Origin of the sequence: Nocardioides sp. (assembly GCF_036405735.1) — a bacterium.
GTDB lineage: Bacteria > Actinomycetota > Actinomycetes > Propionibacteriales > Nocardioidaceae > Nocardioides.
Map to the genome: position 1 here is coordinate 1 of NZ_DASWXC010000016.1, position 14,993 is coordinate 14,993.

13 protein-coding genes and 1 pseudogene are annotated in these 14,993 nt (G+C 73.4%); 8 read left to right on the forward strand and 6 right to left on the reverse strand.

Annotated features, from left to right (window positions below):
• From VGE38_RS02950 to hemW, 4 genes and pseudogenes are all read left to right on the forward strand, one after another.
• Positions 1-319: pseudogene (locus VGE38_RS02950) on the forward strand (DNA polymerase Y family protein); the annotation flags it as partial.
• Positions 320-451: 132 nt separating this feature from the next.
• Positions 452-3,928, forward strand: coding sequence for an error-prone DNA polymerase (locus VGE38_RS02955; RefSeq protein ID WP_331141042.1), 3,477 nt, complete (start codon positions 452-454; stop codon positions 3,926-3,928).
• A 188-nt stretch (positions 3,929-4,116) separates the two neighbouring features.
• Complete coding sequence (locus tag VGE38_RS02960) at positions 4,117-5,934, forward strand: serine hydrolase domain-containing protein (RefSeq protein ID WP_331141043.1); 1,818 nt, start codon at positions 4,117-4,119, stop codon at positions 5,932-5,934.
• Between the two features lie 16 nt (positions 5,935-5,950).
• On the forward strand, positions 5,951-7,177 hold the full coding sequence (gene hemW, locus VGE38_RS02965; protein ID WP_331141044.1) for a radical SAM family heme chaperone HemW: 1,227 nt from the start codon (positions 5,951-5,953) through the stop codon (positions 7,175-7,177).
• A gap of 67 nt (positions 7,178-7,244) precedes the next feature.
• Here hemW and VGE38_RS02970 read toward each other — a convergent pair whose 3' ends face one another.
• From VGE38_RS02970 to VGE38_RS02985, 4 genes are all read right to left on the reverse strand, one after another.
• Entirely contained in the window at positions 7,245-7,445 is a 201-nt protein-coding gene (locus tag VGE38_RS02970; RefSeq protein ID WP_331141045.1) for a PspC domain-containing protein, read from the reverse strand.
• 123 nt (positions 7,446-7,568) lie between these two features.
• The gene (locus tag VGE38_RS02975; RefSeq protein ID WP_331141046.1) at positions 7,569-7,949 is read right to left on the reverse strand and encodes a DUF4870 domain-containing protein; all 381 of its coding nucleotides are present in this window, start codon (positions 7,947-7,949) and stop codon (positions 7,569-7,571) included.
• An 80-nt stretch (positions 7,950-8,029) separates the two neighbouring features.
• On the reverse strand, positions 8,030-8,875 hold the full coding sequence (locus VGE38_RS02980; protein ID WP_331141047.1) for a DUF3097 domain-containing protein: 846 nt from the start codon (positions 8,873-8,875) through the stop codon (positions 8,030-8,032).
• Positions 8,876-8,948: 73 nt separating this feature from the next.
• Positions 8,949-9,707 carry an MBL fold metallo-hydrolase gene (locus VGE38_RS02985; RefSeq protein WP_331141048.1) on the reverse strand — a complete coding sequence of 253 codons (759 nt, stop codon included), beginning with the start codon at positions 9,705-9,707 and terminating at the stop codon, positions 8,949-8,951.
• 107 nt (positions 9,708-9,814) lie between these two features.
• Here VGE38_RS02985 and hrcA point away from each other — a divergent pair, with 107 nt between their 5' ends.
• From hrcA to VGE38_RS03000, 3 genes are read left to right on the forward strand one after another with little or no spacing between them, the layout of a single operon-like run.
• Entirely contained in the window at positions 9,815-10,837 is a 1,023-nt protein-coding gene (gene hrcA, locus VGE38_RS02990; RefSeq protein WP_331141049.1) for a heat-inducible transcriptional repressor HrcA, read from the forward strand.
• A gap of 41 nt (positions 10,838-10,878) precedes the next feature.
• Entirely contained in the window at positions 10,879-12,036 is a 1,158-nt protein-coding gene (dnaJ, locus tag VGE38_RS02995; RefSeq protein ID WP_331141050.1) for a molecular chaperone DnaJ, read from the forward strand.
• Between the two features lie 14 nt (positions 12,037-12,050).
• Entirely contained in the window at positions 12,051-12,791 is a 741-nt protein-coding gene (locus VGE38_RS03000) for a 16S rRNA (uracil(1498)-N(3))-methyltransferase (protein WP_331141051.1), read from the forward strand.
• Positions 12,792-12,843: 52 nt separating this feature from the next.
• Here VGE38_RS03000 and VGE38_RS03005 read toward each other — a convergent pair whose 3' ends face one another.
• Entirely contained in the window at positions 12,844-13,890 is a 1,047-nt protein-coding gene (locus VGE38_RS03005; protein ID WP_331141052.1) for a winged helix DNA-binding domain-containing protein, read from the reverse strand.
• 16 nt (positions 13,891-13,906) lie between these two features.
• The gene (locus tag VGE38_RS03010; RefSeq protein WP_331141053.1) at positions 13,907-14,410 is read right to left on the reverse strand and encodes a Gmad2 immunoglobulin-like domain-containing protein; all 504 of its coding nucleotides are present in this window, start codon (positions 14,408-14,410) and stop codon (positions 13,907-13,909) included.
• A 17-nt stretch (positions 14,411-14,427) separates the two neighbouring features.
• Between VGE38_RS03010 and VGE38_RS03015 the strand changes: the two genes are divergently transcribed.
• Entirely contained in the window at positions 14,428-14,793 is a 366-nt protein-coding gene (locus VGE38_RS03015; RefSeq protein ID WP_331141054.1) for an HIT domain-containing protein, read from the forward strand.
• Positions 14,794-14,993 lie beyond the last annotated feature (200 nt).

Consider the following 14,993-nt stretch of genomic DNA (forward strand, 5'->3'; position numbering starts at 1 on the left):
CATCCCGCCGCCCGCGCCGGCCCGGGTGCTCGCCGAGCCGTGGCCGGCCGCTGTCATGGATCCCGCCGGCCGCCCGGTCGTCGTGACCGGCCGCGGCGCGGTGAGCGGGCCACCGGCCAGGTACCGCCCCGGCCCTGGTGAGGGCTGGCTGCCCGTCGCCGCCTGGGCCGGGCCGTGGCCGGTCGAGGAGCTGTGGTGGGAGCCGGGAGGCGGTCGGCGGGTGGCGCGGTTCCAGCTGGTCGCCACCGACGGCCGGGCCTGGCTGGCCACCTACGACAGCGACAGCGGCGGATGGATCACCGAGGCGGCGTATGACTAGTGGCCCGGGGCTGCCTGCATGTTCGTCAAGGTATGCAGCCCAACAGGCACTTCCCGTGTGGAGTTCCGCGAGGGGAGTGCACATTCGGCTGCATACCTTGCTGAACAGTCAGCCCCGGCGGGGGGACACCTGATGGGCTGGAACAACCCCGAGGTCCCTTGGAAGGAACTCGAGAGGCGGCTGTCGGGCAAGCCCGGCCGCGACGACGCGCCGCTGTCCCGCAAACGGCGGGTGGCGGCAGTGGCGGTCGAGGTGCCGGAGCGGCCCAGCACGCCGTACGCCGAGCTCCACTGCCACTCCGCCTTCAGCTTTCTCGACGGCGCGAGCGGGCCGGCGGCGCTCGTCGTCGAGGCGCTCCGGCTGGGCCTGCACGGGCTGGCGATCACCGACCACGACGGGTTCTACGGCGCCCCGCTCTTCGCCGAGGCGGTGCAGGCGCAGGCCAAGCTGCTCGGCGAGCGGTGGCCGGGCCTGCGGACGGTCTACGGCGCCGAGCTCTCCCTCGGCCTGACCGCGCCCCAGCTCGGCGTCCCGGATCCCGGGGCAGACTCAGGGGGCAGCCACCTGCTGGTGCTGGCACGCGGCGTCGAGGGCTACCACCGGCTCTCCGGTGCGATCACCGAGGCGCAGCTGAGGGGCGATGAGAAGGGACGGCCCGTCTACGACCTCGACGAGCTCGCCGAGGTCGGGAGGGACCACTGGCTCGTCCTCACCGGCTGCCGCAAGGGCACCGTCCGCCAGGCCCTGCGCGAGAGTACGGCGGCCGCAGGCGACGCCCTCGACGCGCTGGTGGCCCGCTTCGGACCCGACAACGTCGTCGTCGAGCTGACCGACCACGGCCTGCCCGGCGACAGCCGCACCAACGACCTGCTGGCGGCGCTGGCGGTGGAGAAGGGGCTGCCCACGGTGGCGACCAACAACGTCCACCACGCGCGACCCGAGGACCGTCGACTGGCCGGGGCGATGGCCGCGGTCCGCGCCCGAAGGAGCCTGGCCGACCTGGCCGGCTGGCTGCCGGCGAGCGGCGGCGCGCACCTGCGCAGCGGCGAGGAGATGGCGCAGCGGTTCGCGCGCTACCCCGGCGCGGTGGCGCGCTCGGTCACGCTCGCCGACGAGTGCGCCTTCGACCTGCAGAAGGCCAAGCCGGAGCTGCCCAAGCGCGGCATTCCGGCCGGCCACACCGCGGCCGGCTGGCTGCGACACCTGGTCGAGCAGGGCTTCGCGGAGCGCTACGCCGCGGCGTACGCCCACGACCGGGAGTTCGTGCAGAAGGCTCGGGAGCGCGTCGAGTACGAGCTCGAGGTGATCGAGCGCAAGGACTTCCCGGGCTACTTCGTCATCGTCCACGACATCGTCGCCTTCGCCCGGAAGAACAAGATCCTGTGTCAGGGCCGGGGCAGCGCCGCGGCCAGTGCCGTCTGCTACGCGCTCGGCATCACCGCGATCGACCCGGTCTACTACGGGCTGCCGTTCCAGCGGTTCATCTCCGAGCACCGCGAGGAGGAGCCCGACATCGACGTCGACTTCGACGCAGGCAGGCGCGAGGAGGTGATCCAGTGGGTCTACGACACCTACGGGCGCCGCAACGCCGCCCAGGTCGCCAACGTCATCGGCTACCGCCCCAAGATGGCGGTCCGCGACGCCGCCAAGGCGCTCGGCTTCTCACCGGGACAGCAGGACGCCTGGTCCAAGCAGATCTCCAGCTGGACCTCGGTCGAGGCGCCCGACGACGCCGGCGTGCCCGAGCAGGTGATCAGCCTGGCGAAGGAGTTCCACGGGGCACCGCGCCACCTCGGCATCCACTCCGGCGGGATGATCCTCACCGAGCAGCCGATCGGGGAGGTCTGCCCCATCGAGCGCGGCCGGATGGACAAGCGCACCGTCCTGCAGTGGGACAAGGACGCCTGCGAGTTCATGGGGCTGGTGAAGTTCGACCTGCTCGGGCTGGGCATGCTCAGCGCGCTCGACCACATGATGTCGCTGGCCGAGGAGCACCTCGGCGAGCGGTGGGAGCTGGCGACGATCCCCAAGGAGGAGCCGGCGGTCTACGACATGCTCTGCCGGGCCGACTCCGTCGGCGTCTTCCAGGTGGAGAGCCGGGCCCAGATCGGCACGCTGCCCCGGCTGCAGCCGCGCTGCTTCTACGACCTGGCCATCGAGATCGCCCTGATCCGGCCCGGCCCGATCCAGGGCGGCGCGGTGCACCCCTACATCCGGCGCGCCACCGGCAAGGAGCCGGTCACCTACGCCCACAAGCTGCTCGAGCCCTACGAGGTGCTCGGTCGTACCAAGGGGGTGCCGCTCTTCCAGGAGCAGCTGATGGAGATGGGCAAGGTGCTCGGCGGCCTCGACGCCGACGAGGCCGACCTGCTGCGCCGGGCGATGGGCTCCAAGCGCGGCATCGAGCGGATCGAGTCGCTCAAGGAGCGGCTGCTCGCCGGGATGGCGGCCAAGGGGCTGACCGGGGAGAAGGCGCAGGCGATCTACACCCAGATCCTGTCGTTCGCGAACTTCGGCTTCGCGGAGTCGCACGCGCTCTCCTTCGCCAAGCTCGTCTACGCCTCGTCGTGGTTCAAGCTGCACTACCCGGCGGCGTTCCTGGCTGCGCTGTTGCGTGCCCAGCCGATGGGGTTCTACTCGCCCCAGTCGCTGGTGCAGGACGCCCGCCGGCACGGCGTGGACGTACGGGGGCCGGACCTGGTGCTCTCGGGGGTGACGGCGGGACTGGAGACCGTGGGTGGGGTGGTCTCGACGCGTCTCGCTGACGCTCGCCGGCTCGACCACCGGGAGTCGCGTCTCGAGCATCGGGGGGACGACTGCCTGCGCGACCAGCAGCCCACCGCGTGGGTTCACGGGACGCCGGACCCGACACCGGAGCACCGGCGCGACACGGCGTACGCCGTCCGCCTCGGCCTGGACTCGGTCCGCGGCATCGGCAAGGACGTCGCCGCGCGGATCGTGGCGGCCCGCGAGGAGCGGCCGTTCACCGACCTGCGCGACCTCTCCCGCCGGGCCGGGCTCGACAGCGGACAGCTGGAGGCGCTGGCGACGGCCGGCGTCGTGAGCGACATGAGTCGCCGGGAGGCCCTGTGGCAGGCCGGCTGGACCGAGTCCGACGCCCATCTGGAGGGCGTGCAGCTCGCCACGGCGACGCCGCCGCTGCCCGAGATGGACGCCGTCGAGCTCACCCTGGCCGACCTGTGGGCCACCGGCGTCACCCCCGACACCCACCCGTTCGCCCATCTGCGCGAGCGGTTGGCCGGTGCCGGCGTACGCTCCGTGGCCGGTCTCGCCGACGTCGAGGGCGGCCGCCGGGTCACCGTGGCCGGGCTGGTCACCCACCGGCAGCGTCCGGGCACCGCGGGCGGTGTCACGTTCCTCAACCTCGAGGACGAGACCGGCATGCTCAACGTCGTCTGCACCGCCGGCGTGTGGAAGCGCCACCGCAAGGTCGCGGTCGGCTCCTCGACGATGCTGGTCCGCGGCCTCCTGGAGCGCAACGACGGCGTCACCAACCTGGTCGTCGACCGGCTGGCGCCGCTGGCCGAGGTCGCGCCCGACGCCGACGTCGCCCTGACCGCCCGGCACCGGTCGCGCGACTTCCGCTGATCCTGGCCTCTACGTCATCGACCCCAAACTGTCACCGTGACATTCCAAAGTGTCACCGTGACACCTCGCCACGAGAGTGACCCTTTGAACTGTCACTCCCGGCGCGAACTGTCACGGTGACACTTTGCGGGGCGGCGCCCAGGTGCGCAGCCCAACAGAGCCCGTGTGAGGTCAGGCAGACTCGGAGGGTGACCGATGCCAGCGGCCCGCTGACCGACCAGTTCGACGCCGTCCACGAGCTCTTCGCCCAGGAGTTCGCCCGCGGCCGTGCGCCCGGGCTGGTCTACGCGGTCGTCCGCGACGGCGAGATCCTGCACACCGCGTCGTTCGGCACCACGGTGCTGGGCGAGGAGAGGCCGCCGAGCGTCGACAACGTGCTGCGGATCGCGTCGATGACCAAATCGTTCACGGCGGCCGCCGTACTCCTGCTGCGCGACCGCGGCGAGCTCGCGCTCGACCTGCCGGCCTCGACGTACGTTCCCGAGCTCGCCGGTCGCCGCTTCGCCGCCGAACCGGAGCCCACGGTGCGGCATCTGCTCACGATGAGCGGCGGGCTGCTCACCGACGACCCCTGGGGCGACCGCAACGAGGCGATGACCCACGACGAGCTCGGCGCGTTCCTGGCCGGCGGGTTCACGCTGGCGGCGCCGCCGGGGGCGGTGTTCGAGTACTCCAACCTCGGCTACGCCGTCCTGGGCCGGATCGTCGACAACCTCACCGGCGGCCCCGGCGGCTACCGCGAGTTCGTGCTGCGTGAGCTGGTCGGTCCGCTCGGCATGGCCGCGACGACGTACGACGGCAGCGCGGTGGGACCGGCGTTGGCGGTCGGCCACCACCGGCCGGACCTGCCGGGTGGGCTCGAAGCGGAGTGGCGCGTCGAGCCGCCGGTCGCGCCGGGGGCGTTCTCCTCGATGGGCGGGCTGCACAGCAGTGTGCGCGACCTCGCGACGTGGATCGGCGGGTTCACGAGCGCGTTCCGCGACACCGGACTCGACCATCCGCTCGCGGCCGCGTCACGGCGGGAGATGCAGCAGCTGCAGCGGTTCGCGGGCGTCGCAGGGGCGCTGACGGTGCCGGCGGCGGTGGGCTGCGCGGCGCTGACCGCGGCGGCGACCGGCTACGGCTGTGGCCTGTTCGTCGACCACCACAGCGACCACGGCCACGTCGTCCAGCATTCGGGCGGCTATCCCGGCTACGGCTCGCACATGCGCTGGCACCCCGAGACCGGCGTGGGCGTGATCGCGCTGGCCAACGGAACCTACGCCGCGCCGGTGCCGCCGGCCACGCAGGCGCTGCGGCTGCTGGTGCGCGCGGTCCGCCGGCCCACAGGACCTGCGGTCGCCGCGACGCTGCCGGCGATCCGGGCGGTCGGCGAGCGGCTCGCTTCGGTCGGGACGGACGGGTCCGCGCGCTTCGCCGAGCCGGACCTGTTCACCGCCAACGTGGAGCAGGACGTGCCTGACGACGAGCGTCGCGCCCAGCTCGCCCGCGCCGACGACCTGGTCGGCCGCCCGCAGCCCGGCGCCGAGCACGCCGTGCTCGCGCGGGGGCTGGGAACCGCCGCCTGGTCCGTGCCGGCCGAGCGCGGCCGTCTCGACCTGGAGCTGACGCTGAGCCCGGAGCCCGCGCCGAGGGTGCAGTGGTTGACGGTCACGCCGGTGCCCCACGCACCCGAGTGGCTGGTCGCGCTCGCCCGTGAGATCGTCGCCGCCGCGCCGGAGCTGCCGGCCGGCGTACCCCTCGCCGACGACGTCGACACCGAGACGCTGTGCCGCGCCCTGGCGGTGATTGTCGCCCTCTCACCCGAGCCGCCCCGGGTGGTGGCGGAGCCGCTGGGCGGGGACGGGGAGCGGAGCGTCGAGCTCGCGGTGGTCGGCGGCGGGACCTGGTGGAAGCTCGCGCTCACCGCCGCCGAGGATGGCGACGGGCTGGCGGCGGTGTCGCTCCTGCCGCTCGCCACGACCGAGGCTGCTCTGCTCTCGCGACTGCGGGATTCGAGGGCCTGACGGCGATACTGGCGCCATGCCCTCCGCCCTTCCCGACGGTGACGTCGCGCCCGCCGACGGGTCGCTGCCGGCTGCGGCGCTCGCGGGCCTCGGGACGCGGCCGTTCGGGTTCTACGTCCACGTGCCGTTCTGCACCGTGCGGTGCGGCTACTGCGACTTCAACACCTACACCGCGCTGGAGCTGGGGCCGGTCGGGGGCCATCCCGGCGCCTCGCGGCAGACGTACGCCGAGGCGGCGATCGCCGAGATCCGGCTGGCGCGTCGCGTGCTGGGCGAGGCGGACGTCCCGGTCTCGACGGTCTTCTTCGGCGGCGGCACCCCCACCCTGCTCGACCCGGCCGACCTGGTGGCGGTGGTGGCCGCGATCCGCGACGAGTTCGGGCTCGCGCCGGACGCCGAGGTGACGACCGAGGCGAACCCCGACAGCGTCACGCCCGACTCGCTCGCCGTGCTGCGCGAGGGCGGGATCAACCGGCTCTCCTTCGGCATGCAGTCGGCGGTCCCGCACGTGCTGGCGACCCTGGACCGCACCCACGACCCGGAGCGGGTGCCCGCCGCCGTCGCCTGGGCGCGCGACGCCGGCTTCGAGCAGGTGTCGCTCGACCTGATCTACGGCACGCCGGGGGAGTCGCTCGCGGACTGGCGTGCCTCCCTCGACGCCGCGCTGGCCTGCGAGCCGGACCACGTGTCGGCCTACTCGCTCATCGTCGAGGAGGGCACCGCGCTCGCGCGACGGGTCAAGCGGGGCGAGCTGCCGATGCCGGACGAGGACGACCTCGCCGACAAGTACGCCGTCGCGGACGACGCGATGACCGCCGCCGGGCTGGCGTGGTACGAGGTCTCCAACTGGGCGCGCAGCCCGGAGAGCCGCTGTCGCCACAACGTCCTCTACTGGACCGGCGCCGACTGGTGGGGCGCCGGCCCCGGCGCGCACAGTCACGTCGGCGGCGTGCGGTGGTGGAACGTCAAGCACCCCGTGGCGTACGCCGACCGGCTCGGCGCCGCGCTCAGCCCGGCCCACGGCCGGGAGCTGCTGAGCCTCGAGGACCAGCGGGTCGAGCGGGTGCTGCTCGAGCTGCGCCTGGTGACCGGACTCGACGTCGCGGTGCTCGACGACGCCGGCCGGGCCGCCGTACCCGCGCTCGTGGCCGACGGCCTGCTGGTCGTCGACGGCGACCGGCTCGTCCTCACCCCCCGCGGCCGACTCCTCGCCGACGCCGTCGTCCGCGACCTCCTGCGTTGAGTCTCGGGTTCCCGTGGGTTGAGTCTCGGGTTCCCGTGGGTTGAGCCCCGGGTTTCCGAGGGGGTTGTCAGCTCCGGCGGCGGTCCTCGGCCGGCATGAGGATCCACAGCACGATGTACGCGATGAACTGTGGTCCGGGCAGCAGGATCGACGCGACGGCGATGATGCGGACCGTCGTCGGACTCCAGCCGAAGCGGCGGGCCAGGCCGGCGCACACGCCGGCGATGATGCGGCCCTGACGCGGCCGCGACAGTGTTGTCATGCTCATGCCTTCGACGGTACGGCGGCCGGCCGCCGTACCCACGGAAACCCGCGACTCGCCCCACGGGAACCCGGGACTCGCCCCACGGGAACCCGGGACTCGACCCACCGAAACCCGAGACTCGACCCGTCAGTGGACCAGCCGGAGGGTGAGGGGGTAGCGGTAGATCTCGCCCTGGGCGGACTTGACCGAGCCGATGATGGTGAACACCAACCAGAGCAGGCCGACGAGCGCGAGCAGCAGGAAGCCGACCAGGACCAGCATCAGGATGGCCGAGACGATGCCGTAGATCAGGATCGAGAGCTGGAAGTTGAGCGCCTCGACCGCCTGGCGGCGGACGTACGGCGACTCGTTGCCCTTCACGAGCAGCACCACGAGCGGGCCGAGGAAGGCCAGGGCGAGCCAGGCGCCGATGAAGGCGCTCCAGTGCGCGGCGCCGCCCCAGGTCTGCTCGCTGGGGGAGATGGGGACGGGTTGGCCGGAGGAGTACGGCGGGAACGACTGGCTCATGGCTCGACCGTAGTCCTCGCGAGCCGCCTGGACACCCGTTCCCGGGGTCGGTTCAGGGACGAACCAGGGAACGTCCGGGGTCACTCCACCGTCACGAAGTCGATGAGCTCCTCGACCCGGCCGAGCAGCGCCGGCTCGAGGTCGTCGTAGGACTTCACCTTCGACAGGATGTGCTGCCAGGCCCGCGCGATGTCGGCCTGGTCGCGGTGCGGCCAGCCGAGGTGCTGGCACACGCCCTTCTTCCACTCGATGGTGCGCGGGATGGTCGGCCAGGCGCCCAGGCCGAGCCGGTCCGGCTTCACCGCCTGCCAGATGTCGACGAACGGGTGGCCGACGATCCGGACGTGCTGCCCGACGGGGGAGCGCACGATCGCGTCGGCGATGCGCGACTCCTTCGACCCGCGCACGAGGTGGTCGACGAGCACGCCGACGCGGCGTTGCGGGCCCGGCCGGAAGTCCTTGAGGTGGTCGGCGAGGTCGTCGACGCCGCCGAGGTACTCCACGACCACGCCCTCGATGCGCAGGTCGTCGCCCCACACCTTCTCCACCAGCTCCGCGTCGTGGCGGCCCTCGACGAAGATCCGGCTCGCCCGCGCGACCCGCGCCGGGGCGTTCGGCACGGCGATCGAGCCGGACGCCGTCCGCTTCGGCCCGGCAGGGGCGGCGGCGCGCACCGGGGCCACCAGGATGACCGGGCGGCCCTCCAGCAGGAAGCCGGGCCCGAGCGGGAAGGTACGCCGGCGTGCGCGCCGGTCCTCGAGCGTCAGCGTGCCGAGGTCCCGGTCGACCGCGACGATCTCACCGCACCAGTCCGTGGTGACCTCCTCGACAACGAGGCCGAGGTCGGCCGGCGCCTCCACGGCGCGACCGCGCTTCGGCGCGCGCCAGTCGGTGGCGAGGACGTCGGATCCGTAGCGGTCGGCCATGGCCTCATTGTCCCAGCAGCCACAGCCGTCACAGGTCAGCGCAGCCCGGCGAGCCGCGTGGTCGGAAACCGGGTCAGGCCAACGGCAGCATGGTCGGCCCCGGCGGTGGCGCCTGGGCGTCGAGCGCGAGCCGGGCGAGCTCGGCGTGCTGCTCGAGCACGAAGGCCCGGTCGACCGGTCGGCCGTGACCGGGGACGACCACCGAGGAGGCGGTGAGCATCCGGACGACGACCTCGAGCGTCGCGGGCCACTCCGCCAGGAAGGAGTCGGGCCCGATCCCGGGTGGTCCGGACTCCTCGACCAGGTCCCCGGCGAGCAGTACGTCGGCGTCGGGCACCCGCACCACCAGGTCCCCGCCGGTGTGCCCTCGGCCGGGGTGGACCAGCTCCACGAGCCGGTCGCCGAGCTCGACGACCGCGACGCTGGAGAAGGTGTGGTCGGCCGGCACGATCGCGGTCGCGAGGATCTCCTCGGCGCGCTCGTCGTGCTCCTCGCCCGACCGCAGCTGGTCCTTCATCCGCTCGCCGGCGGCGACGGTGGTCTCGGCCGCCTCCGCGGTGGCATGGATCGGCACCGGACCGAAGGCCGAGCGCAGCGCGTCGTTGCCGAAGGTATGGTCGAAGTGCGCGTGCGTGTTGACGAGCCCGGTGACCGGACCGACCCCGAGCCGGCGTACGTCCTCGGCGACCTGGCGCGCCGCCACCGCGGAGGCGTGGGTGTCGACCAGCAGCAGCCCGTCGGCACCGGCGATCAGGCCGATGTTCACGTCCCACCAGGCGTAGCGCGCGACCCAGACGCGGTCGGCGACCTCCTGGAACCCGGTGTCATGCATGCTGGCGAGGCTAGCGGCCCGCAGGCTGGCCCCGCAGGTAGGATTGGCACTCAGAATCCGGGAGTGCCAGTCCGGTCAGCCGATCTCGCAGGTGAGGAGGTGCAGCGATGCAGAACGACCGCCGGCTCGCCGTGCTCCGAGCCATCGTCGAGGACTACGTCGCGACCGAGGAGCCGGTGGGCTCCAAGGCGCTCGTCGAGCGGCACGGCCTCGGCGTGTCCCCGGCCACCGTGCGCAACGACATGGCCGCTCTCGAGGAGGAGGGCTACATCACCCAGCCGCACACGAGTGCCGGCCGGGTGCCGACCGACAAGGGCTACCGGCTCTTCGTCGACCGGCTCACCACCGTCAAGCCCATGAGCCAGGCCGAGAAGCGGGCCATCGTCAGCTTCCTCGACGGCGCCGTCGATCTCGACGACGTCGTCGGCCGCTCGGTCCGGCTGCTCTCGCAGCTGACCCGCCAGGTCGCCGTGGTGCAGTACCCCACCCTGGCCCGGTCGACGGTGCGTCACATCGAGCTCGTCCAGCTCGCGCCCACCCGTCTGCTGGCCGTCCTCATCCTCTCCACCGGACGCGTCGAGCAGCGGCTCGTCGAGCTGCCGGCCGAGGTGGGCGAGGAGTCGCTGGCCGACGTACGCCGGCGCGTGAACCGTGCCGCCACGGGCGAGATCATCGCCGAGGCGGTCGCCGGGCTGGGCCGGCTCCCCGACGAGCTGCCCGCGCCCGACCACGGCATCACCAAGGCGGTCGTCGACGTGCTGGTCGAGGCGATGCAGGACCACCGTGCCGACGGCCGGATCGCGGTCGGCGGCACCGCCAACCTCGCACGGTACGGCGACAGCTTCGACTCCGCCGTCCGGCCGCTGCTGGAGGCGCTCGAGGAGCAGGTCGTCCTGCTCAAGCTGCTCGGCGAGGCGACCTCGAGCGGCATGGTGACGGTGCGCATCGGGGCCGAGGGCCCCTACGAGCAGCTGTCGTCGACCAGCGTCGTCACCACCGGCTACGGCCCGGGGGACGACGCCCTCGCGATGCTCGGCGTGGTCGGCCCCACCCGGATGGACTACCCCGGCACGATGGCGGCCGTCCGCGCGGTGGCGCGGTACGTCTCGCGCATCCTCGACGAGGCCTGAGCGCCCGCCCGACCCCGCCTGACCCCCTAGGAAGAGACAGCGTGGATCCCTACGAGCTCCTCGGCGTCGACCGCGACGCCGACGACGCCACCATCAAGAAGGCCTACCGGAAGCTGGCGCGGCAGTACCACCCCGACGTCAACCCCGATCCGGCGGCGCAGGACCGCTTCAAGGAGGTGTCGCACGCCTACGAGATCCTCTCCGATCCGCAGAAGCGCGCTGCCTACGACCGCGGTGGCGACGTCTTCGGCGGCTTCGGTGGGGCCGGCGCCGGCTTCTCCTTCACCGACATCATGGACGCCTTCTTCGGCGGCCAGGCCGGTGGCGCCGCGTCCGGCCGTGGCCCGCGCCCCCGGACGCGCCGCGGCCAGGACGCCCTGATCCGGCTCGACATCGAGCTGGCCGAGGCGGCCTTCGGCACCACGCGCGAGCTCAAGGTCGACACCGCCGTGGTCTGCGAGACCTGCCACGGCGACGGCACCGCCCCGGGCACCCGCCCGGTGACCTGCGAGACCTGCCGCGGCGCCGGCGAGGTGGCGCACGTGCAGCGGTCCTTCCTCGGCGAGATCCGCACGCTGCGGCCCTGCGCCGCCTGCCGCGGGTTCGGCACGATCATCCCGGACCCCTGCCGCGAGTGCTCCGGCGACGGACGGGTCCGCTCGCGTCGCAGCCTGACCGTGAAGATCCCGGCCGGCGTCGACAGCGGCACCCGGGTCCAGCTCGCCGAGCAGGGCGAGGTCGGCCCGGGCGGTGGTCCGGCCGGTGACCTGTACGTCGAGATCCAGGTCGCCCGGCATCCCGTCTTCACGCGGCAGGGCAACGACCTGCACTGCACGGTGACGGTCCCGATGACCGCGGCCGCGCTCGGCACCACGATCACGCTGCCCACCCTCGAGGCGGACCTGGTCGAGGAGGGCGCGGAGACCGACGTGCAGACCTCCTTCGAGCTCGAGATCCGGCCCGGTACGCAGTCGGGCACCGAGCAGGTGCTGCGCGGCTTCGGCGTACCCGGGCTGCGCGGTGGCCGCGGCGACCTCGTCGTCACGGTGGCGGTCGAGACCCCCACGCAGCTCGACGGCGAGCAGGAGGAGCTGCTCCGCGAGCTCGCCCGGCTGCGCAACGAGACGACGCCGACCGGCCAGCTCAAGGCCGGTGCCAAGTCGGTCTTCGGCCGCCTCCGCGACGCCTTCGGGCACTGAGACCAGGCACCTCGATGTCGCTGCCGGTCCACCTCGTCCCGTCGCTCGCCGACGTCGTCGCCGGCGGCACCGTGAGCGTGGACGGCGACGAGGCGCACCACGCGGTCGCCGTACGTCGGCTGCGGGTCGGCGAGCAGGTCGTGCTCACCGACGGGCAGGGTGTGGCGGCTCTCGCCGAGGTGGCCAGCACCGGCAAGCGGCTCTTCACCGCGACGATCGTCTCGGTGACCGCGGCCCTGCCCTTGACCCCGGCGGTGACGGTCGTCCAGGCCATCCCGAAGGGGGAGCGCGGCGAGCTCGCCGTCGAGGTGCTCACCGAGATCGGCGCGGCGACGATCGTGCCCTGGGCCGCGTCCCGCTCGGTCGCCGTCTGGAAGGGCGAGCGGGCCGAGAAGTCGCTGGCCAAGTGGCGGTCCACCGCCCGGGAGGCCGCCAAGCAGGCCCGGCGCTCGTGGTTCCCGGTCGTCGAGCCAATGGCCTCGACGGCCGAGGTCGCCGCCAGGATCGCGGCCGCCGACGTCGCGGTGGTCCTCCACGAGGAGGGTCACCTGCCCCTGGGCGCGGTCCGCGTACCGGAGTCCGGGGAGATGCTCGTCGTCGTCGGCCCCGAGGGTGGACTTACCCCCGAGGAGATCGCCGCCTTCGAGGAGGCCGGTGCGTCCACCGTGAAGCTCGGTGTCGAGGTGCTGCGGACCTCCACCGCCGGCCTGGCGGCCGTCGCCGCGATCCTCTCCCGCACCGCCCGCTGGTCCTGACCGCACCGTCGAGTCCCGGGTTCCCGTGGCTCGAGTCCCGGGTTCCCGTGGCTCACCGCGCCAGCAGCGCCTCGACCCGGTCGATCTCCTCGGCGAGAGAGGAGCGCTCGGTGGCGTCGAGCTCGCGGAACAGCGTCGTCACCTCGACCCGGCCGTCGACCGGCCGCCACAGTCCCTCCAGCCAGCCGTCGACGAGCAGCACCATGCCGGAGCCGCCGTTGCGTCCCATCCAGCGGCGCCGCTTGTCCGGCTCGGTGACGCGGTCGCGGCCGGCGTGCGAGAGCCAGAGGTTGTCGTAGGTCCCCAGCAGCCGCACCGGCGCCGGCGCGTCCCCGTCGGCGATCGAGGCGCCGGGCAGGTCGTAGAGCACCCGGCCGTCCTGGTCCTCGTGACGCACCAGGTCGTCCATCGCCGCGAGGACCGGTCCCAGGCGAGTGATGCCCGACCACGCGGTGACGTCGGCGGCGCTCGCGGGGCCGTAGGCCCGCAGGTAACGCCGGACGATGCTCGGGACGTCCGGCTCGGTCAACGGGAGCCCGACCCAGCGCTCGAGCCGCTCGTAGACCACCCCGCCGGACTGCTTCCAGCATCCCCGTGGCGGCAGCTGCACCAGGGGCAGGCTCACCCGGGCCAGCTGGCCGAGCGCGGCGGGCGGCAGGCCGGGGAACGCCTCCGCGAGTCGGGTGGACAGCTCGCGCTGCGGCAGCGCTCCCTCGTCCAACGCCCGCTCCAGGACGCGGACGAACTCCGCGGGGTCCAGGCCGAGCGCCGGCCGGATGACCTGGGAGACCTTCCGCTCCCGCTCCTGCACCGGTCCGGTCCAGACCCGCTGGGTGACGGCGTCCTCGGGACGCAGCAGGTGGAGGGTGCCGCGCAGCGTCACCAGCCGGACCAGCCGCGCCTCCTCGAGGGCGCGCGTGACGTCGTACGGGTCGAAGTCCTGCAACCGCGCCGCCAGCGAGAGGTACGGCGGCAGCGGCTCTTGCGCGTGCAGTCCGACCAACGAGCCGGCCATCGAGACGGGGTCGCCCGGCACCCGTTCGAGTAGGTGCTGGCGCAGCAGCAGGGTCCGGTTGAGCCGCCGGGGGGACAGCCGCATGCCGGACCGACCGGGCCTACTGGACGGTGATGTGGCGCTCGACGCTCTGCGGGGCGTTGCCCTCGCCGCCGGACGGGTCGTCGGTGCTCACCCGGAAGACGTAGGGGCCGGGAGCGAGGGTCGAGACGTCGACGCTGCCGGCGTACGGGTAGAGCTTGTCCATCCAGCCCTCGGCGGTGAAGAAGCCCTCCAGCACGACGTCGCCGCCCGGCGCGAGCACCTGCCACGGGACGTTGGCCTCGGGGGAGTTCGCGGTGCCGCTCGCCTCGAAGCTGCCCGAGACCGTGGCGTTCTCGGCCGGGGTGTCGAGCGTGATGAGCGTGTCGCCGGGAGCGGGCACGTCGGACTCGTCCGGCAGCGGCTCGCTCGGGACCGACGTGGCCGGGACCGGCTCGGGCGTCGGCGTGGTGCTGACAGCGGTGGGGTCCTCGGCGACCGTGGAGTCGTCGCCGCACCCGGCCAGGGCGAGGGCGGCGATCAGGGCGGCGGAGGCGCCCAGGGCGCGCGCGGTGTTTCGCATGAGACCAGTGTGGCACCATGCCTGAGGTGAGCACCGACTCCGACACCGCCGACTGCCTGTTTTGCCGCATCATCGCCGGCGAGATCCCCGGCGACTTCGTGCACCAGGACCAGCGCCTGGTCGCCTTCCGCGATATCGCGCCGAAGGCGCCGTTCCACGTCCTGGTCGCCCCCCGGGAGCACCAGCCGCACGCGGCGGCCTCCGCGGCCGCCGACCCGACCATCGTCGGCGAGCTCGTCACCGCCGCCGACGTCGTCGCCCGCGCCGAGGGGTACGACGACTACCGCCTGATCTTCAACACCGGCGCGGACGCCGGGCAGACCGTCTTCCACACGCACCTGCACGTGCTCGCCGGCAAGCTCATGGGCGAGGGCTTCGCCTGACCAGCGGCGCCCGTTCCTCGCGCCACCGTCAGTGGTCTCGACACGCGGTGGCGGCCTCGCAAGCTCGGCCGCCCGCTTGCTCGACCCGCCTGACCGACGCGCGGCGCTCGTTCCTCGCGCCGCCGTGAGTGGTCTCGACACGCGGTGGCGGCCTCGCAAGCTCGGCCGCCCGCTTGCTCGACCCGCCTGACCGACGCGCG

Coding starts and splice junctions, on each gene's coding strand:
- VGE38_RS02980 (WP_331141047.1), bottom strand. CDS start 8,875: ATGGCCGACCGCTACGGATCCGACGTCCTCGCCACCGACTGGCGCGCG.
- VGE38_RS02970 (WP_331141045.1), bottom strand. CDS start 7,445: ATGAGCATGACAACACTGTCGCGGCCGCGTCAGGGCCGCATCATCGCC.
- hemW (WP_331141044.1), top strand. CDS start 5,951: ATGCCCTCCGCCCTTCCCGACGGTGACGTCGCGCCCGCCGACGGGTCG.
- VGE38_RS02955 (WP_331141042.1), top strand. CDS start 452: ATGGGCTGGAACAACCCCGAGGTCCCTTGGAAGGAACTCGAGAGGCGG.
- VGE38_RS03000 (WP_331141051.1), top strand. CDS start 12,051: ATGTCGCTGCCGGTCCACCTCGTCCCGTCGCTCGCCGACGTCGTCGCC.
- VGE38_RS03015 (WP_331141054.1), top strand. CDS start 14,428: ATGCCTGAGGTGAGCACCGACTCCGACACCGCCGACTGCCTGTTTTGC.
- VGE38_RS03005 (WP_331141052.1), bottom strand. CDS start 13,890: ATGCGGCTGTCCCCCCGGCGGCTCAACCGGACCCTGCTGCTGCGCCAG.
- VGE38_RS03010 (WP_331141053.1), bottom strand. CDS start 14,410: ATGCGAAACACCGCGCGCGCCCTGGGCGCCTCCGCCGCCCTGATCGCC.
- hrcA (WP_331141049.1), top strand. CDS start 9,815: ATGCAGAACGACCGCCGGCTCGCCGTGCTCCGAGCCATCGTCGAGGAC.
- VGE38_RS02975 (WP_331141046.1), bottom strand. CDS start 7,949: ATGAGCCAGTCGTTCCCGCCGTACTCCTCCGGCCAACCCGTCCCCATC.
- VGE38_RS02985 (WP_331141048.1), bottom strand. CDS start 9,707: ATGCATGACACCGGGTTCCAGGAGGTCGCCGACCGCGTCTGGGTCGCG.